We start from the raw sequence: 18162 nt of genomic DNA, 5'->3' as shown, positions 1-18162 counted from the left end.
CCTAGTGGTGAAGGCGTCGCGGTATAGCCCAGACAAATCAAAGCCGCTCCCGACTATCATTGCAGTGGCAGGGGCTGTCAACCGGAAACGCGGGAGTATGGGTTTCCGTCCGAATAAGCTAAATAATTGAAAACCGCCACCCGTTCCGATACAAACCAGGCCATCGATTCCAATATGATTACGCCAGTGTTGAATGACAGCTTTTGGAAGTGATGAATTAGCGCAATCGACCCAAAAGAGACAATCGGTTTCACTTCCAAATGACCGCCAATGGATCATAGGCTGAAGCTGAGTTTGTGGAAGTAGGGTGGGTTGAATGATAATGAACCCAGCTAGAAGCCATTAAAGCCGGGTATAGCTGCCGCTTCACCCAGCCATGGCCCTAATTACATTTATTAGAGAAACATAGATAGCTAAAAATCATCAGGGAGCCACAAAGCCATGCCCACAAGATTTTTTTTAATTGCATTTATTTTGGTCCTTATTTCCTGTTCAGGTTTAAAGAAGCAACCAAGCTCAGGATTAACAAGATTCAGTTTTGGTGGATTGAATGGCGCTAAAATAGAAAAAGGCACGTCTAATTGCAATGAGAATATTGGATATGGAGTCGACAAAGCGTTAAAAGAAAGTTTGGGGAAATTATTTGATCCGGTAAGAAATCTAATGGGGAAGCCTGATGAAACGTTGGTTAAAGACGAGATTATGCATCATTTTTCCTTTACCAATTCTGTACATCCAGTCATAAGTGTAATAGATAGGACAGACAATTCGATAGATTTTTGGTTCAAAGACGACGCAGTTGCTGAGGTGTATCGAGCCGATCAAGCTGCTCAAGACTATTGCATTTCAAGGGATAGTAAAAATGCTGTATATGTTGGGTTTTCATTTAGATGTGGAAATAATATTGCAGTGCCACTTAGTATAAATGGACAGTTTATACAAGTTAGAGAAGAAGAAGTAATTGTGGCTTATAATTGCGTACCAGTAAATATTAAAAAATGATGAGGTATTTGGGATATGCCTGGATTGAAAAATAACGTACCTTTTTATGCATCACCGGCTATGTGGGGGGCTGCTGCTACTTTAATGGCATCCTTAATTGGTACCATTGCAACAATAACAGCAATTTATTATCCAAGATTTGAAGACCTAGATAAAAAAATTGAGACTCTAGAAAAAGAAAATGAAAAGTTAAAAAAAACCATTAATGATCAAACCATTTATTTTAAATATATTAAAGATAGTCTTTTGTTCATATATCAGCGATCTGATGCGTCATCATGCGAGATTTGGCGAAAGAGTTTGATTGAGAATTCGGATAAGGTTCAGCGAGAGCTTGATCATGAATATTAAAACAAGCGTTGGTTTATCGCATTCAAGATGCGAGGCAAATATCGATCCAAGTATCAATAAGTCGCGACGGATATTTATTCTTAATTCAGTTGTTGTATTATCTGGGTGCGCTACCAAAACAACAAAAGAATGTTTAATGATTTCTAGTCAAGATCAAATGGATTGTCTTTATGAAAGCATGTTTCCCAATGTTGTTGCCGGTGTAATTGCAGGAGCCGTTTTGGGTGGTGTAATTGCATTTGCAACGCATAATCATGCAGGATTGTTTATTGCTATCGGTGGGGTAGTTGGAGGCGTTTCAGCAGGGGCATTAACATATTATAATTTTATAAATGAAAAGGTGGATAATAATTCCATTAGAGGGCTGGAATTCGTTTATCAAGACTGTAGATCAGATTTAAACAAGTTTCAGCGGATGTCTCAGTGTTCCAGGGATGAGATGCTTCAATATGTAAATCGACTTGAGCAAGGTCGTTTAGATCAATTTGAATTGGATTTAATTAACGACCACCAAAATAAAAGATTGGCAACTATAAAAAATGCTGAAGAATATAAAGAGCTTGTGCAAGAGGTTGTATTAAAACTAAGTAAAATAGATATAAGTTTAGGTCGTCTAGCCAAAGATAAAGACCAATTAAAAGGCACGAATAACCATCAGCTCTCTCTCTTAAAAAAGGCTGATGATATCAGTGAGAAGCTATTTCTTATTTCAAAATCTGTTGAAGACCTAAAACGTGACAATAACGAAATAAACAAACGACTTATAATGATGAAATCATAATAGCTTTATCTCTGATAAGCAACAAGCACCATGTTATTCAACATTAATAGAAGGGTAAGTTCTTCAATTGAAATAAGGCTCGTCTAATATTGTGCGTTTTGAATTTTTCTAGAAAAATATTTTCTTTCTCAGTATATTTTTAAAGCAAAACCTGCCATTCAATAATTCAACTCATCAGTCTGGTTTTGGCCGATCCCAAGCATTCAAAATCTGGTAGGGTTTGAATCGGAACCGATGGTGGCGTTGCGATCGAGCGGCTAGGCCGCTCGAAAACGTCCGTATTTGAAAGGACTATCAATACTCCACGCGCACCGAGCCCATGAAGGTGCGTGGCGTGCCCCAAAAGTTGCGGTCGGCCCGGCCGGTTTCGAAATATTCCTTGTCCAGCAGATTGTCCGCGTTGATTTGGGTGGTCAGCTTGGTTTTGCCGATGTGGGTTTCGTAGCCGATCAGCGCATTGAAGATCGCGTAACCCGGCAGCTGGAAGTTGTTTTCGTTCGAGCCTTGTCGCTGCGAGCGGGCGACGACGCCGGCGCCGAACTTCAGCCCTTTCAACGCGCCATCTTGCAAGGTATAGGTATTCCACAGACTGCCGCCATGCGCGGGCACGTTCGCGAGGCGATGACCTTCGTCGGTACCGCCGTTGCTGACGATTTCCGAGTCTATGTAGGAATAAACCCCGATCACCTTCCAGCCCGGCAGTACTTCGCCGGTCAAATCCAATTCGTAGCCGCGATTGCGAGCCTTGCCGACCGCTTCGAAAAAAAGGGAATTGGCGATCGGCGTGGCGATGTTTTGTTTGGTGATTTCGAAATAGGCGGCGGTCAGATTGAGTTTGCCGTCCAGCCATTCCTTCTTGAAGCCGGCCTCCCATTGCTCCGAGGTTTGCGGTTTGATTTTGGCTCCACCGCTGGCATAAACCCCAATGTTCGGCGCGCCGAAGCCTTGCACGTAGTTGCCGTAGACGCTGAGCGACGGGATGGGCTGCCAGAGCAAGCCGACCCGCGGCGTGACTTTATCCTCGTGATTGGTGTCCTTGATGCCGCTGCCGAAAGCGCCGAAGTCTTGCCACGAGTTGGCATTGTCGTAGCGCATCCCTAGCAGTAAATGTACGTCGTACGGTAGCTTGATCTGGTCCTGCAAATACAGGCCGAACCATTCGAAGCCCAAATTGCCGACCGCGTCCAGCCGCGAAAGCAAGCCGAGATTGCCCGAATAGACCGGGTTATAGATGTCGATGTCCGGTACTGCTTGCGGCGACGGCCAAGCGAAGGTATTTTCGAACGTAAAATAATCGCCGCCGATCATGAACGTGTGCGCCAACATACCGGTCTTGAACTTGCCGGTCAGATCGACGTTGGTGTTGTAAGTACTGCCCAAATTGTCGCGGTTGCCGAAGTTCGTCCGGTGCAGCGTGCGGTTGTCGTCCGCCAACCCGGCCGGCGCGCCGGGCAGATTTTCATTATCTTCGGTGAAATCGGCGAAGAAGCGGTGGCGGAAGGTCCATTGGTTGTTGAAGGCATGGCTCCAGTCCACGCCGAACAGAATGTCGTCGCTGACCGCGCGGATATTGGGTTCGCTTAAATTGCGATTGCGCGGCAGATCGGCCGGGCGATTGCCGATACGTGGCGGGCCGCCGACGTCCGGCGCGGTGTCGTTGTGCAAATAATCGACATAGAAAGTCGCCTGGGTGCGGTCGCTGATGTCCCAATGCACGGTCGGCGCGAAGTAAACCCGCTCGCCTTCGATAAAGTCGCGAAACGAGCCTTTGTTTTCGTAGGCCAGGTTGGCGCGATACTGCACCGATTTGTCGGCGTTCACCGGTCCGGTGGCGTCTATCGTGGTACGGTAAAAGCGGTAGGAGCCAAATTGCTGTTGCAACGAATAATAGGGTGTCGCCAACGGCGTTTTCGGCACCATGTTGACCATGCCGCCCGGCTCGATACGGCCGTATAGTATCGAGGCCGGGCCTTTCAAGACTTCCACCCGTTCCAAGCCGGCGGCATCGCGCAGACCGCCCTGAGTCCAGCCGGTCTCCAGCCGCACGCCGTTGTAATACGGGTTGAAATCGACGAAGCCGCGTACGATAAACGAGTCGGTGGTGCCGCCGTTGCCGGGGCTGGCAAACACACCGCTGACGTTTTTCAGCGCGTCGTCCAGGCGGGTGATTTGCTGGTCGTTGATCACCGATTTCGGCACCACTTTCACCGACATCGGCAATTCCATCACCGGCGTATCGGTTTTGGTCGCGGTCGTCGCGCTGCGGGTTTGGTAGGCGGTGTTGTAAGGGTCGTTGGTATCGTATTCGGTATTACCGACCACCGTGATCGCCGGCATCGTGGTATTGGCATCGCTGCCGGTGTCGATGCGCTTGATCGCGACCGTGTCGCTCGACGTGAAGGTGTGAGTCAGACCGCTACCCGCCAATAGTCTGCTCACCGCTTGCTGAACCGTCAAGTCGCCCGACAACGCGGCACTGGTTTTACCTTTTACCGCGTCCTCGGCATAGAACACGTGTATGCCGGTCCGGCTCCGCAGGCTTTCCAGCGCCGCTGCCAGCGGTTGCGCGGGAATATCGAAGCTAAAACTTTTCTCTTGCGCGGACGCTGCCCACGCGCTTCCGGCCAACGCGCAGATCATCAGGGCTTTGGATAGTGAGTGCATAATCCCTCCTTTGGTTATTTTTGCTTCACTATCCGTTAAGAGGGGATTTGCCGCCGACAACCGCCACTTTTCGAAAAAAAATCTCGCGGTCGATAAGAACGCGGGCTGTCCGGAATGTTTGGGCAATTTAAGGTTGTATGCCCTTCGACTCCGCTCAGGGTGCGGCCCTTCGACTCCGCTCAGGGTGCGGCCCTTCGACTCCGCTCAGGGTGCGGCCCTTCGACTCCGCTCAGGGTGCGGCCCTTCGACTCCGCTCAGGGTGCGGCCCTTCGACTCCGCTCAGGGTGCGGCCCTTCGACTCCGCTCAGGGTGCGGCCCTTCGACTCTACTCAGGGAGCCGCCCAACGACTCCGCTCAGGGAACGGCTAGACGGTTTCCCGCGCGAACGCGAACGGAATCTGCCGGCTGGCTTAACGATCGGAAGGTGTGCGGATAAGGATGCCGCCGGCGGGGCGCGTCAAGTTGTCGGTTCTGCCTATCGCTCGCGCGAGAAAACCGCCTAGCGATCCAACACGATCACGCCGGACGCTGCTTGCCGGATCTTGATCGGCAAGGCCGCCGCGATAACCTTCAAGGCTCCGGTCAAATCGGTGCTGGGAAAATCGCCGCTGACCTTCAGGTCGCGCAAGGCCGGATCGGCGAGTTGCAAGTCCACCGCGTGGTAGCGGCTCAATTGCTCCAAGACCTCGGTCAGCGGCGCATTGCGAAACACCAGTAAATTCTTTTGCCAGGCCATCACCGCGTCGGCATCGAATGAGGTTCGCGCGCCCAAACTGCCGCGCGCGTCGAAATGAATTTGGCTGCCGGCCGGTAGGCGCTCGTTCAGCGTGCTGCTGACGGTGGCGACTTCGACTTCGCCTTCCATCACGCTGACGGTGGTGCCGTCGCGGCCTTGGTAGACGTTAAAACGGGTGCCGATATCGCGAATGCGGCCCGAGGGAGCGAGCACTTCGAAGGGCTTGGCCGGATCGTGTTTGACGTCGAATACAGCCTCGCCGCGCTCCAGGGTGACTTGCCGAGTCTGCCAAGCATAATTCACTCGTAGACGGCTATCGGTATTCAATTCGACCCGCGAACCGTCGGCTAACGCGACCGATAGGCGTTGACCCTTGCCGGTGCGGTATTCGGCCGAATTCAGCCAGTTCCAGGTTAGTGGTGGCGTGGCGACCAGCAACGCCGCCAACGCCAGGCCGCGCAAACGCCGGTTTCGCGCGCGCCGGATTTGGTATTGCGCTTCGCGAAATTGGGCGCGGGCGTTCGTCAAGTTCACATCGGCGGGCTGGCCTTCGGATGGCGCGAAGTTCCGCCAAACGGCGGCGGCATGGCGATAAGCCGGAAGATGACGGGGATCGGCGTCCAGCCAAGCCTGGAAAGCGCGCTGTTCCGTGCTTGAACCGGCGCCGTCCAGGCGTTTTAACACCCAGTGGCTGGCTTGTTCGGCAATATTGGGATCGGTTGGTTTGATCATGGCGGCGGTGAAACGCGACTGAGGACTACGGTGGCGACTTGTAAAACCAGCCGCCAGTCATTCTCGCGGCTGATCCAAGCGGGCGCAGCAATGCGCCAAGGCCTTGGCGCAGTAACGTTCGACGGTGCGGCGCGGCAGATTGAAGGCCTTGGCGATATCGGCCTGGGGAATGCCGTCGATGCGGTGCAGTAAAAAGCAGGTTCGGACAATTTCCGGTAAATCCTGCAGCGCTTGTAGACTGAATTGGTAGCTTTGCTGGCTTTCGGCCACCGTTTCCGGTAACGGTAGCGGACACGCATAATTGTCGTACTCAGCGTTTTCGTGGTCGATCAATTCCAGCGACGGCCGGCGGAATTGATCGGCGCTGAGATTCGACGTGATCTTGAACAAATAGGCGCGAGGGTTGTTCACCGCCGGCAAATCGGCATGTTGCAGCAAGCGCAAAAAAGCATCCTGCACCAAGTCTTCGGCATTGTCGTAATTCCCTTTGCGCTCGGCGAACGCCAGCAATTCCTCGCGGTGGCGGCGAAACAGTTTGTCCAGCAGGTGATTGATCGTCATAGGCAAGGGTTCGCGGTCAATTCGATTTCGATGATCCGGGGTCGGCAACGTTTTTTAAGTGGTTAGCACCCGAAGGCTTAAATCCGACATTCCGGCGACGGTTAATTCAGCATAACGCATTCGGCCGTCGAAGCGCATCTGGTTTGGATTGGTGGTTGTGCCTGTGTCAGGAAGGCGCCTCGCTGCGTATCGAGGGTGATGCGGCGAATGGGGATATCACCTCTTGGTGAATTCGATCGGTTGCGGTTCAGTTTGAGGAGACCAAATGGTCCGGGGCGTGACGGCTTAAAGTGGCTGAGCCGGCAGAGGGTTGATTTAGATTGGAAGACGCTGTGCGGGATTGGCGTGCAAGTCGGCGCGGACGGGCAAGCCCGACCGCGCCGATTGCTCCATGTAAGCCGAGTTGCCTAATATTCGATCCGCACGGAGCCCATAAACGTTCTAGGCGCGCCATAGGTGCCCACGCCGTAAGTATTGAGACCTTGCAGATAGGTTTTATCCAACAAATTGTCCGCGTTGATCTGCGCTGTCACCCGCGTTTGTCCGACCTTCCAGGCCTGGCTGGCCATCAGATTGAGCGTGGCGTACCCCGGCGTTTTCTGGGTTTCGTCATATCCGAGAAACCGCTGACCAACCGCTTGTACGCCCGCGCCGAGCTTCAAGCCCCGCAAGCCGACATTTTGGAATTCGTAGGTCGTCCAAAGATTGCCGCTGTTTTCCGGGGCGTTGTGCAAGCGTTTGCCGACATATTGAGTATGGATCGGATCTTCCACCGTTTGCGCGAACGGCATATAAGCATAGGCCGCCATGATCTTCCAGCCCGGCAGAATCTCGCCGCTGATGTCCAGTTCCAAACCGCGACTTTCCGCTTTCCCTATCAATTGCGACGGCGAACCGGGCGGAAAATCTTGGAAAGACAAGTTGTACTTCTTCAAATCGAAATAGGTCAGGGTAGTGATCAAGCGGCCGTCGAATAACTCGGTTTTCACCCCGGCTTCCCATTGCGCGGCGGTTTGCGGCGCTAACACTCGGCCTTGTGCGTTCAGGCCGTTGGGTGCGCCAAAGTTTTCGGTGTAACTACCGAACAGCGACAACTCCGGTATTGGCTGCCAAAGCACGCCGCCGCGCGGCGATACGCGGTCGTTGCTTTGTTTTTCGACGAACGGAGTCTGAACGCTGGGGAAAAATTGCGGGATCGCGCCGTAGTCGGCGTAAGTGTCGGTGTCGGCATTGTCGTAGCGTAGACCGCCCAGCAGATGCACGTGGTAGGGCAGTTCCACTTGGTCTTGAGCGTAAAAGCCGAACCAGGGGTTGTCGTATTCGAAGGTGTTGAAGGCCGTTCTTTGCGGCGGAAAGTTGGACACCGTCATGCCCGGCATTTGGTAACGGTGGATGGGCTGGTAGGCATTACTGCTCTCGAATCCCGGCATCCACGCAAACACCGGTCCCATGGTGGCTCTGGCGTCGGTCTTCAAATAATCGCTACCGATCAGCAACGTGTGTTTGGCGAAGCCGGTTTCGAACTTGCCGGTCAACTCCAGCGAGTTGAAGTAATTGTTGTAGTAGTCTCCGCCATCGAAATTTTGTTCGAATCCCCAGCGGCCAAAATTGCCGCTGGCGTCGGCTGAACCGGCCGCGGCGACATTGCGCGAAGTGACTTCCGCGAAACTGGCGTTAAAGCGGTGGCGGAGGGTCCAGTTCTCGTTGAAAACGTGTTCGGTATTCGCCGAGAACATCACATACTGATCTTCGCTGTAAGCCCAGGGATCGTTAAAATTGCGGCTTCTAGGCACTTTTCCCAGCAAGTTGTATGGAACCGGATTGTCCGCATTGGTTTTGATATCGCTGTATTCCAATTTAAACGTCGAAGTGGTTTTGTCCGAGATGCGCCAGCGCAACATCGGTGCGGCAAAGATCCGTTCGCCGCCGCCCCATTCCGTTATCGAGTCGTTAGCCTGGTAGGCGAAATTGACCCGATAAGCCAGATCCTTGTGAGTGCTTAACGGACCGGTGGCGTCAATATCGGTGCGAAAATGGCCGTAAGAACCGAATTGTTGACGGACGCTGTGGTACGGGGTATCCAACGGCTGCTTGGTGACGAAGTTGATGATGCCGCCGGGTTCGGAGCGACCGAACAGTATCGAGCCTGGACCTTTTAATACTTCGACGCGGTCGATATTGGCTAAATCGACCGTATGATGCCAGCCGTTGATAAATGGAAAACCGTCCCGATAGTAGGTGGAGCCGCCGCCGCCGTTGGAGCCGCTGGAGGAAGTGGAGCTAAAGCCGCGTACGTAAAACTCGCGATCGTTGCCGTCGCCGCTGACGACGCCGCTGACGTTCCTCAACGCTTGATCCAGCGTGACCACTTGTTGATCCTTCAACACTTGCTGCGGGACTACCTTGACCGACATCGGCGTGTGCATGATAGGCGTGTCGGTTTTGGTGGCCGTGGATGCGTTAGGCAGGCTGTAGGCGGGGTTGTAAGGGTCGGTCGAGTCGTAAGTCGCCTGTCCGAGCACCGTCACCGCCGGCATCGTCGCGGCGCCGGACGGCAGCGGTTTTTCGGCGGCTTTTTCCAGCGTGATGCTGCCGCTGTCGGTTTGTCGGGCATTGAGGCCGCTACCGCTGAGCAAGCGTTGCAGTGCGGCGGATGGCGTGTACCGGCCATTCAAGCCATCGCTACCAAGACCGCGTACCAGTTCGGCACCGAACAGGACGCGCTGGCCGCTGATTTCGGAAAATCGTAGCAGCGCATCGGACAATGAGCCGGCGCCAATATCGAAATTCATCGTCTGTTGGCTGATGCCGCTGTCCGGGGCGGCCGTGCCGACAGCCGGCACGGCCACTAACAAACTGCCGCACAGTGCCGCGATTGCCGCAAGCAACGGCGAAAGTTCGACGCGACACGGGTTGCCGATGTTTGAGTCCTTACGAGCATGTTTCATCTGATCTCCTGATTATCCGAATTGGAAACGCCCGCCGCGCGCTGCCGTGCGGCGAACTTGGAGATAAGACGAAACGACGGCGGGGGAGTATCTACTCGCCGGGTAAACTTTTTTTCGCGAGTCGCGGCGGACTAACGGGCGGACAGCAAAACCAGGTGGGAACCCACGGTGCGGACGCGTACCGGCAGGCTTTGTTCGATGGCTTGCAGGGCCAGATCGGTATCGCCGATCCCGAATACGCCGGTGATCGGTAGGTTCTCGATGGCCGAATCGGTAATCAGGATTTTGCCGGGCCGATAGCGCTCCAGCTCGGCGACCACCGTCGCCAGCGGTTGTTCCTGAAACACGATCCGCTGCTGGCGCCAGGTGGCGATGCGTGACGGGTTGACGGTCTCGGCGCGACCTAAAACGCGGCTGTCGAATTGAATTTGCTCGGCTTCGTTCAATCGTTCCAAGGTCTTGCCGTCCGCGTTGCTGACTTTGGCCGCGTGCTCGACCACGGTGACTCTCACCCGGTCGTCGTCGCGCAGGACATCGAAAGCGGTACCCAGCGCCTGCACCGTACCGGCGCCGGCGTCGACCACGAACGGTCGCGCGGGATCGGCGGCAACCTGAAAAAACGCTTCGCCGCGATGCAGGCTGACCCGGCGTTGTTTAGCCGAAAAATCGACCGACAGCGCGCTGCCGGTGTTCAACATCACGTTGGAGCCGTCGGCCAACTGAATTTGGCGCTGGCCGCCGACCGGCGATCGGTAATCGGCCCAATAGCCGGATGCGTGTAATTGGATCGCCGCCACCGCCAACAATAGCGATGCCGCCAGCGCCAGACTCGCGCGATGGCGGCGGACTGGCGGCCCGCGCCGCAGCGCGGTCGCGCGCGACCGTTCTTGGGTGGCTGCCGGCGCCGGTGGCGCGGCCAGCCCCAGGTCGGCGGCGCTCACTGTGTCCAGTCCGAGCCAGAACGCGTTGACGTCGCGCCACGCGGCCCGGTGCTGCTCGCTGGCGGCCAGCCAAGTTTCGAATGCTCGGCGTTGCTGGTTGCTCAGCAAATCGGAGCTTAGAGTGGCTTGCCAGGCCATCGCCTCGCGTTCGGCACGCGCGGAAAAGGTTTCGGACGCGGCTTTGTTCATCGGCCGGCCACCGGCGACATCCGCCGGGAAATAATCGGGCAAGCCGAGCGGTCAGCGGCGTTACGCATCGTGACGCTCCCGCTCGGACAGTTCCAGTTCGCGCATGCGTCGGCGGCAATGTTCCAGCGCTTTGTTGATATGTTTCAACACCGTACTTTCTGCAATGTTCAATTCGCGCATGATTTGCGAGTAGGGATAATGGTGAAACTTATGCAGCACAAACACCTCCCGGCATTTGGGGGGCAATTCGGAGACCGCTTGCTGCAAATGCAGTAGTTTCTGCCGGCTGTAGACTTGGCGTTCCAGGTCGGGCGTCGCGTCGGCGTGTTCCGCCAGTTCTTCCTCGGCGGCGTGCCGCTCCGCCTCGCGCTGATGTTTACGCAAATGATCGATCGCCAAATTGCCGACCACTTTGTACAAAAAAGCTCGCGGATTGGCGATCTGGCTTTCCGATTCGAACTGCGTCAAACGAAAAAAAGCATCCTGCAAGATGTCGGCCGCGGTCTCCGGACAACGAATCCGAGGCGCCAGAAATCCCAGCAACTCGTCGCGGTGACGCTGAATCAGGTCGTTGGCAAAATCCGGTGAGAAGCGATACATCGTCCGATTGAGTGGAAGTCCTTTTTCATTAGACCACGGCCGGCGGACTGGCGACAATATCGGCCGGGGCTCGCTCGCGATGATGCCGACTAAGGCGTACGTCTATTACAACCCTGTCAAACAGGGCGGGGCAGTCTCGGGTAATCGACGGTTTTATCGGCGGATGACGCTTCGCTTATCCGCCTTGCGGCCCTAGGGGAAGCCTCGATAGAAACCGGGGGAGCGCCAGGGTTTTGCGCATGTCGGTTCAATTGATCTGTCTGCGAGTTATAAATAGCGGCATAATGAGTTCGAATAAAACCTCAGGATCAATATGTGGTTTTTAAGCCGCTAATACGGAAACCATTATTCGCCTCACTCTTATATTAAAAACAATGAAAACGCCTATATTTCTAAGTTATCCAAATCCTTTTAATCAAGCACAACAAGATTTCATTGAGAGGCTAGTAAACTATTTGCACAACAACGAATTGGAACCGAGAACGTTGGGCGTTACCGACTACGATATGGAGTCCCCGCTGAGAGCGATTCGTAGAATTATGATGGAGTCGAATGGCATCATCACCATTGCTTTTCGGCGTAGTAAAATCTTGACAGGTGTATTTAAACCTGGGTCGGAGGCGGAAAAATCATTGGGTGAGACTTGGTTAACCAGCCCGTATTCACATATCGAACCGGCGATGGCTTTTCAGATAGGTTTGCCGGTTTTAATTCTTAGAGAACATGGGGTTTTTGCCGACGGAATTCTAGAAAAAGGCATATTGGGGTCCTACATGCCTGAGTTTAATTTGGATTTGCCGGCGAAGGATTATCTTCTCACTGACGAATGGAAACAAATATTCAAAAAATGGACGGGTTATGTTGCTAGCGTTGTCGAAAATAAAGGGAATCCTCCAAAGCTGTATTAACGGATGATGGCTTAAACTAAGAAGTATTCTAAAGATTACACTCCGAAGGCGACAATATTCCGATTTTACGAAATGGCTATTTATTACCTAGCCAGATAATATTGTCGGGGTTTGCCGAGCGGCGCATCGGGGTTTGTGGCGCGATTTATCCTGGTTCCCAAGCTCCGGCTTGGGAGCACAACGCTTGGACGCTTTCGCTTTTCATGGAGTTGGGACGCTGGCACCTCCATCCCATTGCCCTACAATTTTGCACCTTACGGCCTTGTCGCTCAAAACAGCCATTTTCAGATGTTCCAACAGCAAAAACAGAGTCGAAGTGTAATAGTAAAATAAAAAAATTAATAACTCATTTGTTTCATTGAACACACCTCATTAGTAGATGATTTACACAGCTGTATATTCCCGTCAGTAGTAAAGGCTCAATTGGCTGGTGCGTGCGCTAATACATACCGGAAATTAAGGCTTTCCGAAGTGTAAGGCTATATCTTACAATAGCCTTTCGTAAACCGGCTAGGAGAACAACATGGCGCAAGCACGAACCCAAACTGTTAGCCTCGGCGAGCACTGGAATAGCCTGATTGAGTCGTTGCTAGAGAGTGGACGTTATGCAAGCGTAAGTGAAATTATGTGCGATTCCTTACGTTTGCTTGAAGAGCGAGAAGCTAACTCAAAACTGCAATCTTTACGCACAGCCCTAATTGAAGGCGAAGAGAGTGGCGATGCTGGCGAATTACATATGGAAACAATTAAACTGGAAGCAAAAAAAGAAGCCGGTTTAACCTGAAATGCGAAAAATCCATCTTCAGGTCCTCGCGAAACAGGACCTAAAATGTATTTGGCTATACTCATTTAATAACTGGGGAGAGGAGCAGGCGGATTGCTATTTTGATGAATTAAATGCTTCATTCGTTTTAATCGCTAAAAATCCGGAATTGGGTATTGCCTGTGATTACATACGTGAAGGATATAGGCAATTTCACATCAATCGCCATTTGGTTTTTTACCGTATTACAGCAACCAAAATTCACATTGTACGGGTACTTCATGACAGAATGAATTACACAGCGCATTTATAAAAATTCAGTCAAAGGTATGCATTGCATACCATTTCCCAACGCAAACATATCCAGTCGCAGCAATAAGCTACGTTACGCGTACCAAGTTATTCATTCGCTGATCCCCGCTTCTCCGAATGTCATCTATTTTCAGACTGGACGAGGCCATCGATTAAAACGGCTCTGCCGCTAGCCTGCGAGCGGGATGCTTACGGCAAAAAGCCGGTCTGGTAAGGCTTTTTGCCGATCGCGCAACGCAAATAGCCTTGCGGTTGAACCTGTTCAGCCTTAAACCAGCACCAAAATGCCCGGAGCTTGAAGCTGTTTGGGTTAAGCGCGAGCTGAAGCGCCTGACGGTCGCAGCTAAAAGCCACAATCTCTTGGCAAATAGGCGCGGTTTCGAAGCTGTACCGGTTTGCGAATTGGGCAAATCCGCTCTCGCTTAAGGCTTTTATGCTTGCGCGAGCCGCTAAAAGCCAAGGCTGTGAGGCGAAAAGCCTTAGCTTCTAGCCGCTACCGGCTTGCGGTTAACGCGAGCAAGTATGGCTGGGCAAGGCATTCAGCGCGTAAGTTGATGACATGGACTCCTCTCCCCAACTAGAGGTGTCATTAAGTCGGAAACATTATTTTGGGCAATCTTGCCTTGCAATTGGGGAGGAGCCCATATTTGGGGTGATGCACGAACCCCAACACGACAACCTTTGAGCCGCCAGCCATATATGAAAGCGAGTCATTTCGACCAATAAAGCCATCGGCAACCAACAAAGGCCAAACCGGTCAAAATGTTGGGATTCGTTACCTTACCCCAACTTACCGAGTTTTGCGCTCGGCAAACGCCAGCAATTCCTCGCGGTGGCGGCGAAACAGTTTGTCCAGCAGGTGATTAATCGTCATAGGCAAGGGTTGCGGTCAATTCGATTTCGATGATCCGGTGCCGGCAATGTTTGCGCGGTAGTTAGCACCCGAAGGCTTAAATCCGACATTCCGGCGACGGTTAATTCAGCATAACTCATTCAGCCGATGTCGCGCACCTGGATTGATTGGGTTGGGATAGGCGACGGCCCGTAAAGGCGCTCTTTTCGAGGAATCAATTCGGCATGGGGATCAGGGGGAGAACGCCGCATGCTTCGCGAATTCAGGCGGTTTGGGTGCGGTGCGTTGGGGTGAGGCACGAACCCAACACGATGCGCCAAACCCAACCCGTAAGCCATCAGCAACGAAACATCAACGTTACCGAACTTTCAAAGGCCGTTAATGTTGGGGTTCGTGCCTCACCCCAACTTGCGGTCCTCACTCTAGATCGAACACTGTAGATGTTTCACCGTCGCGTATTAGAGACACTAAGGTAAATCAATACTCAATTCTGACCGAACCCATGAATGCCCTCGGCGAGCCGACTTCGATACCATTTCGACCGAATGAAGCCGGGAAGTATTCTTTATCCAGCAAGTTATTGACGTTGATTTGCGTCGTCAATTTGCTTTCCCCAACTTGCCAAGCGTAAGCGGCCAACAAGTTTAGTGTCGTATAGCCGGGTAACACTGCGGTATTGGCATTTGGGTCAGTGTGTTGTGAGCCGCGGATGATCACCCCGCCGCCGAGCTTTAGACCTTGTAGCGTCCCGGCCTGGAATTCGTAAGTTGTATACAGACTACCGCCATGCTTAGGCACCCCACGTAGGCGCTGATCGATTTCGTCGACATTTCCCTTCGTGACATAGGCATCTGGTGTATATGCATAGGAAGCGATCATATTCCAACCGGACAGGATTTCACCTTTTGCATCCGCCTCCAGACCGGCACTACGCGCCTCGCCGATGGCTTCGTTAACCCCTAAAAGTCCGTTAAAAACCCCGACATTTTGTTTCGTCAAGTCGAACCACGCCAGAGTTGTAAGCAGCCTTTTGTCAAAAAGTTCGGCTTTGGCACCCAATTCCCATTGCTGTGCCGTTTCCGGTGGTAATACTGATCCACCAAATCCAGAGCTATTAATGCCTGTGAAATTTTCCGAGTAACTTCCGTACAAACTCAATTCTGGAATTGCCTGCCAAACGATGCCGCCACGAGGAGTAAGGCTGTCCTGACGAGGATTTATGGTTGGATTGCCGTTATTTATCGTCACGCTGCTCTCTGCACTATCGTATCTAAATCCAGCCAACATGCTGATGTTAAGAGGGAGTTTGATTTGATCCTGCAGGTACAAGCCAAACCAGTCATTCTTGGAGTCAAGCTTAAGAGAAGGGTTAGCTTGCGCGATACTAGGGCCAAGGTAAGCTGGATCGTAAATGTTGACATCTGAACCAAAAAAGCTCGCCCTAAAGTTATCTAGGCTTTTTCGGTAATAATCGCCTCCAAGTAGCAACGTGTGTTTGAAACCCCATGTATCGAAGCGTCCGGTCAGATTGATACTATTAAAATAGAGAGCCTGATCTTCTGGCGAGTTGGCTGAGTGGGCGCCAAATCGATTGACCGTGTTGGAGTCAACCAACGATGGAAAGGTTGCCACTTGGTCAACGCCGGCATATACCGCGTTGAACCGGTGGCTAAAAGTCCAGTTGTCGTTTAATGCATGCGTCCAGTTCATTCCAAGAATGATGGTTTCATACTCGGTTGGAGGATTCGCTTCCCCGAGAAATCGGCTACGAGGCAATTCCGCTGGGTGGCGACCAATGGCAGGAATGCCGCGATCGAATACCACGTGTCCAGTGTCGTACTCCATTTCGAAATTTACTTGAGTTTTTGGACTTATATTCCAGGTAATGGTCGGCGCAACAAACACCCGTTCGCTATTCACCATATCGCGAAATGAATTCGCACTCTTATAAGCTAAGTTGAAACGGTACAGTAACGATTTGTCATTAGTGATCGGCCCGGTAGCATCCAAGGTAGTTCGGTAAAAATCGTAGGAGCCAAATTGTTGTTGCAACGAGTAATAGGGTGTGGCCAACGGTTTTTTTATTACGTAATTCACGACACCGCCCGGAACAGCCATCCCATAAAGTAGAGACGCCGGACCTTTTAGCACTTCAACTTTCTCTGTATTCGCCAGATCCCGCCCGCCCACAATAAAGTCTCCGAGAGGCAATGGCATACCGTCCCGGTAATCTCCTACCGGATAATTGCTAAATCCACGTCGTGTCGTCCAATCTAGATAGTCGCCAGAGCCGCTTGCCTTGAAAACTCCGCTGACATAATCGAGTGCGTCGGTTGACCTAACAGCTTGGATATCCTCTAAAACCTGTTTAGGAACCACCTGAACCGAAAACAGCGTTTCCATGATCGGCGTATCGGTTTTGGTGGCTGTGGATGCGTTAGGCAGGCTGTAGGCGGGGTTGTACGGATCGGTCGAGTCGTAAGTCGTCTGTCCGAGCACCGTCACTGCCGGCATCGTCGATGGACTGAGTTGGCTGCTCGCGGCGGCGGCCGGTTTGGCCTCCAGGGTGACGGTGCCGCCGCTGATCCGGTATCGGAGCCCGGTGCCTTGCAACGCCTGGGTCAGAGCCTGATCCAACGACATGTCGCCGCTAACACCGGGAGAAACCAAGCCTTCAACCATTTCCTCTGTAAACACAAATTGCACGCCGCCTTGTTCGGCCAACGCGTTTAGCGCGGCGTACAGCGGTTGTTTGGCGATATTGAAGCTGTGGGTGGCGGTACTTGCGCGACTGCCGGTGGCGCTATTGCCAACCTCGGTCGCTAGCAACATCGTCGGTGCGATCAATGCCGCCAGGCCAAGGTACAAAGGGATTTTGCCTGATTTAAAGGCTATTTGCGGCGTCAATGCCGCTGGGCGTTTGGAAAGGGTTTTGGCGTTTTTCATCGGTAGGGTTCCTTGTTTTTGTAATGTCCGTTTAGATAACGCCCCTGCCCATGCAAAGACTCAAAAATTCTGCTGTGGCAAATTGTCGCGGCACTGCCGGATAGAGTGGCTGAGAAAAATACAGCCATTGTCTTGCATTTAATTGGCTACATATTCTTGTTTTGGTGTATTGTTTTCAAAAGTCATACACATGGAGATTGCGATGCGTACCAATATCATGATCGATGAAACATTGATGGCCGATGTTTTAAGCCTGACGGGCTTAAAAACCAAACGCGAGGCCGTTGAGCTGGGTTTAAAAACCTTGCTGATGTTAAAGCAGCAAGAAGCCATCAAAGCCTTCAAAGGTCAATTAAAATGGGAAGGCGATTTAGAACAAATGCGCGCTGACCGATGATTTTGGTCGATTCCAGCGTCTGGATCGATTATTTCAACGGCACAGAAACGCTGGCAACCCTAAAGCTGGATGGTTTGCTGGGTGTGCAGCCTGTCTGCACTGGCGATTTGATTCTGGCGGAAGTGTTGCAAGGGTTTCGGCAAGATGAGGATTATCAAGCGGCAAAAAAATTACTGTGTGCCTTGCCGGTACATGCCCTGTTAGGAACGGCAATGAGTTTAAAAGCCGCCGATAATTTCAGACATCTGCGTAAACAAGGCATTACCATTCGAAAAACCATCGATACCATCATTGCAACTTACTGTATCGAAAACCAGATGCCGTTGTTGCATTCAGATAAGGATTTTCAAGCTTTTCAACAATTCTTGGGTCTACAGGTGGTGTGAGATGCGGTTTAAGGAAGCTACGACAAGCGTTCGCCGACGTTGCCGATGAACTGGAAATTGCATGATGGGCGGGATTTCTGCAGCCAGTCTTA

At 52.2% G+C, this 18162-nt stretch carries 15 protein-coding genes; 8 read left to right on the top strand and 7 right to left on the bottom strand.

Translation table 11 applies throughout. From position 1 onward, the window contains the following. Positions 1 to 441 precede the first annotated feature (441 nt). From ACQE3E_RS19620 to ACQE3E_RS19610, 3 genes are read left to right on the top strand one after another with little or no spacing between them, the layout of a single operon-like run. Positions 442 to 1002 carry a hypothetical protein gene (locus tag ACQE3E_RS19620; RefSeq protein WP_313730601.1) on the top strand — a complete coding sequence of 187 codons (561 nt, stop codon included), beginning with the start codon at positions 442 to 444 and terminating at the stop codon, positions 1000 to 1002. A 15-nt stretch (positions 1003 to 1017) separates the two neighbouring features. Further along, a complete protein-coding gene (locus tag ACQE3E_RS19615; protein ID WP_313730602.1) occupies positions 1018 to 1353 on the top strand; it encodes a hypothetical protein in 336 nt (111 codons plus the stop codon). Next, entirely contained in the window at positions 1343 to 2134 is a 792-nt protein-coding gene (locus ACQE3E_RS19610) for a hypothetical protein (RefSeq protein ID WP_313730603.1), read from the top strand. Before ACQE3E_RS19615 ends, ACQE3E_RS19610 begins: the two co-directional genes overlap by 11 nt. A gap of 294 nt (positions 2135 to 2428) precedes the next feature. Here the strand turns inward: ACQE3E_RS19610 and ACQE3E_RS19605 are convergent, their stop codons facing one another. The 6 genes from ACQE3E_RS19605 to ACQE3E_RS19580 form a co-directional block, all read right to left on the bottom strand. Further along, a complete protein-coding gene (locus ACQE3E_RS19605) occupies positions 2429 to 4798 on the bottom strand; it encodes a TonB-dependent siderophore receptor (RefSeq protein WP_313730604.1) in 2370 nt (789 codons plus the stop codon). 499 nt (positions 4799 to 5297) lie between these two features. Next, positions 5298 to 6266, bottom strand: coding sequence for a FecR family protein (locus ACQE3E_RS19600; protein ID WP_313730605.1), 969 nt, complete (start codon positions 6264 to 6266; stop codon positions 5298 to 5300). Between the two features lie 57 nt (positions 6267 to 6323). Next, complete coding sequence (locus tag ACQE3E_RS19595; RefSeq protein WP_064028031.1) at positions 6324 to 6827, bottom strand: RNA polymerase sigma factor; 504 nt, start codon at positions 6825 to 6827, stop codon at positions 6324 to 6326. A 407-nt stretch (positions 6828 to 7234) separates the two neighbouring features. Next, positions 7235 to 9775: a TonB-dependent siderophore receptor gene (locus ACQE3E_RS19590; protein WP_427500976.1), complete on the bottom strand. Its 2541-nt coding sequence runs from the start codon at positions 9773 to 9775 to the stop codon at positions 7235 to 7237. A 131-nt stretch (positions 9776 to 9906) separates the two neighbouring features. Continuing rightward, a complete protein-coding gene (locus ACQE3E_RS19585) occupies positions 9907 to 10905 on the bottom strand; it encodes a FecR family protein (RefSeq protein ID WP_427500975.1) in 999 nt (332 codons plus the stop codon). Between the two features lie 60 nt (positions 10906 to 10965). Continuing rightward, the gene (locus ACQE3E_RS19580) at positions 10966 to 11505 is read right to left on the bottom strand and encodes an RNA polymerase sigma factor (protein ID WP_064028023.1); all 540 of its coding nucleotides are present in this window, start codon (positions 11503 to 11505) and stop codon (positions 10966 to 10968) included. A gap of 374 nt (positions 11506 to 11879) precedes the next feature. Between ACQE3E_RS19580 and ACQE3E_RS19575 the strand changes: the two genes are divergently transcribed. From ACQE3E_RS19575 to ACQE3E_RS19565, 3 genes are all read left to right on the top strand, one after another. Beyond that, complete coding sequence (locus ACQE3E_RS19575) at positions 11880 to 12413, top strand: hypothetical protein (protein ID WP_071156130.1); 534 nt, start codon at positions 11880 to 11882, stop codon at positions 12411 to 12413. A gap of 523 nt (positions 12414 to 12936) precedes the next feature. Then, positions 12937 to 13197 carry a type II toxin-antitoxin system ParD family antitoxin gene (locus tag ACQE3E_RS19570; protein WP_313730610.1) on the top strand — a complete coding sequence of 87 codons (261 nt, stop codon included), beginning with the start codon at positions 12937 to 12939 and terminating at the stop codon, positions 13195 to 13197. Position 13198: 1 nt separating this feature from the next. After that, complete coding sequence (locus ACQE3E_RS19565) at positions 13199 to 13489, top strand: type II toxin-antitoxin system RelE/ParE family toxin (protein WP_313730611.1); 291 nt, start codon at positions 13199 to 13201, stop codon at positions 13487 to 13489. A 1329-nt stretch (positions 13490 to 14818) separates the two neighbouring features. Here ACQE3E_RS19565 and ACQE3E_RS19560 read toward each other — a convergent pair. Beyond that, positions 14819 to 17287 carry a TonB-dependent siderophore receptor gene (locus ACQE3E_RS19560; protein ID WP_427500974.1) on the bottom strand — a complete coding sequence of 823 codons (2469 nt, stop codon included), beginning with the start codon at positions 17285 to 17287 and terminating at the stop codon, positions 14819 to 14821. A gap of 202 nt (positions 17288 to 17489) precedes the next feature. Here ACQE3E_RS19560 and ACQE3E_RS19555 point away from each other — a divergent pair, with 202 nt between their 5' ends. After that, complete coding sequence (locus tag ACQE3E_RS19555) at positions 17490 to 17684, top strand: type II toxin-antitoxin system VapB family antitoxin (RefSeq protein WP_064025563.1); 195 nt, start codon at positions 17490 to 17492, stop codon at positions 17682 to 17684. Continuing rightward, complete coding sequence (vapC, locus tag ACQE3E_RS19550) at positions 17681 to 18070, top strand: type II toxin-antitoxin system VapC family toxin (RefSeq protein ID WP_064025561.1); 390 nt, start codon at positions 17681 to 17683, stop codon at positions 18068 to 18070. The genes ACQE3E_RS19555 and vapC overlap by 4 nt, the downstream gene beginning before the upstream one ends. The last annotated feature ends 92 nt before the right edge of the window (positions 18071 to 18162 follow it).

The sequence above is a fragment of the Methylomonas sp. MED-D genome, assembly GCF_050276835.1.
GTDB lineage: Bacteria > Pseudomonadota > Gammaproteobacteria > Methylococcales > Methylomonadaceae > Methylomonas > Methylomonas koyamae_A.
Note: the sequence above shows the minus strand (reverse complement) of the source record. Positions and strands in the feature narration are given on the sequence as shown.

Bases quoted from the DNA above. Each gene is read 5' to 3' on its own strand.
- ACQE3E_RS19620 (WP_313730601.1), top strand. From the start codon at position 442: ATGCCCACAAGATTTTTTTTAATTGCATTTATTTTGGTCCTTATTTCC.
- ACQE3E_RS19615 (WP_313730602.1), top strand. From the start codon at position 1,018: ATGCCTGGATTGAAAAATAACGTACCTTTTTATGCATCACCGGCTATG.
- ACQE3E_RS19610 (WP_313730603.1), top strand. From the start codon at position 1,343: ATGAATATTAAAACAAGCGTTGGTTTATCGCATTCAAGATGCGAGGCA.
- ACQE3E_RS19605 (WP_313730604.1), bottom strand. From the start codon at position 4,798: ATGCACTCACTATCCAAAGCCCTGATGATCTGCGCGTTGGCCGGAAGC.
- ACQE3E_RS19600 (WP_313730605.1), bottom strand. From the start codon at position 6,266: ATGATCAAACCAACCGATCCCAATATTGCCGAACAAGCCAGCCACTGG.
- ACQE3E_RS19595 (WP_064028031.1), bottom strand. From the start codon at position 6,827: ATGACGATCAATCACCTGCTGGACAAACTGTTTCGCCGCCACCGCGAG.
- ACQE3E_RS19590 (WP_427500976.1), bottom strand. From the start codon at position 9,775: ATGAAACATGCTCGTAAGGACTCAAACATCGGCAACCCGTGTCGCGTC.
- ACQE3E_RS19585 (WP_427500975.1), bottom strand. From the start codon at position 10,905: ATGAACAAAGCCGCGTCCGAAACCTTTTCCGCGCGTGCCGAACGCGAG.
- ACQE3E_RS19580 (WP_064028023.1), bottom strand. From the start codon at position 11,505: ATGTATCGCTTCTCACCGGATTTTGCCAACGACCTGATTCAGCGTCAC.
- ACQE3E_RS19575 (WP_071156130.1), top strand. From the start codon at position 11,880: ATGAAAACGCCTATATTTCTAAGTTATCCAAATCCTTTTAATCAAGCA.
- ACQE3E_RS19570 (WP_313730610.1), top strand. From the start codon at position 12,937: ATGGCGCAAGCACGAACCCAAACTGTTAGCCTCGGCGAGCACTGGAAT.
- ACQE3E_RS19565 (WP_313730611.1), top strand. From the start codon at position 13,199: ATGCGAAAAATCCATCTTCAGGTCCTCGCGAAACAGGACCTAAAATGT.
- ACQE3E_RS19560 (WP_427500974.1), bottom strand. From the start codon at position 17,287: ATGAAAAACGCCAAAACCCTTTCCAAACGCCCAGCGGCATTGACGCCG.
- ACQE3E_RS19555 (WP_064025563.1), top strand. From the start codon at position 17,490: ATGCGTACCAATATCATGATCGATGAAACATTGATGGCCGATGTTTTA.
- vapC (WP_064025561.1), top strand. From the start codon at position 17,681: ATGATTTTGGTCGATTCCAGCGTCTGGATCGATTATTTCAACGGCACA.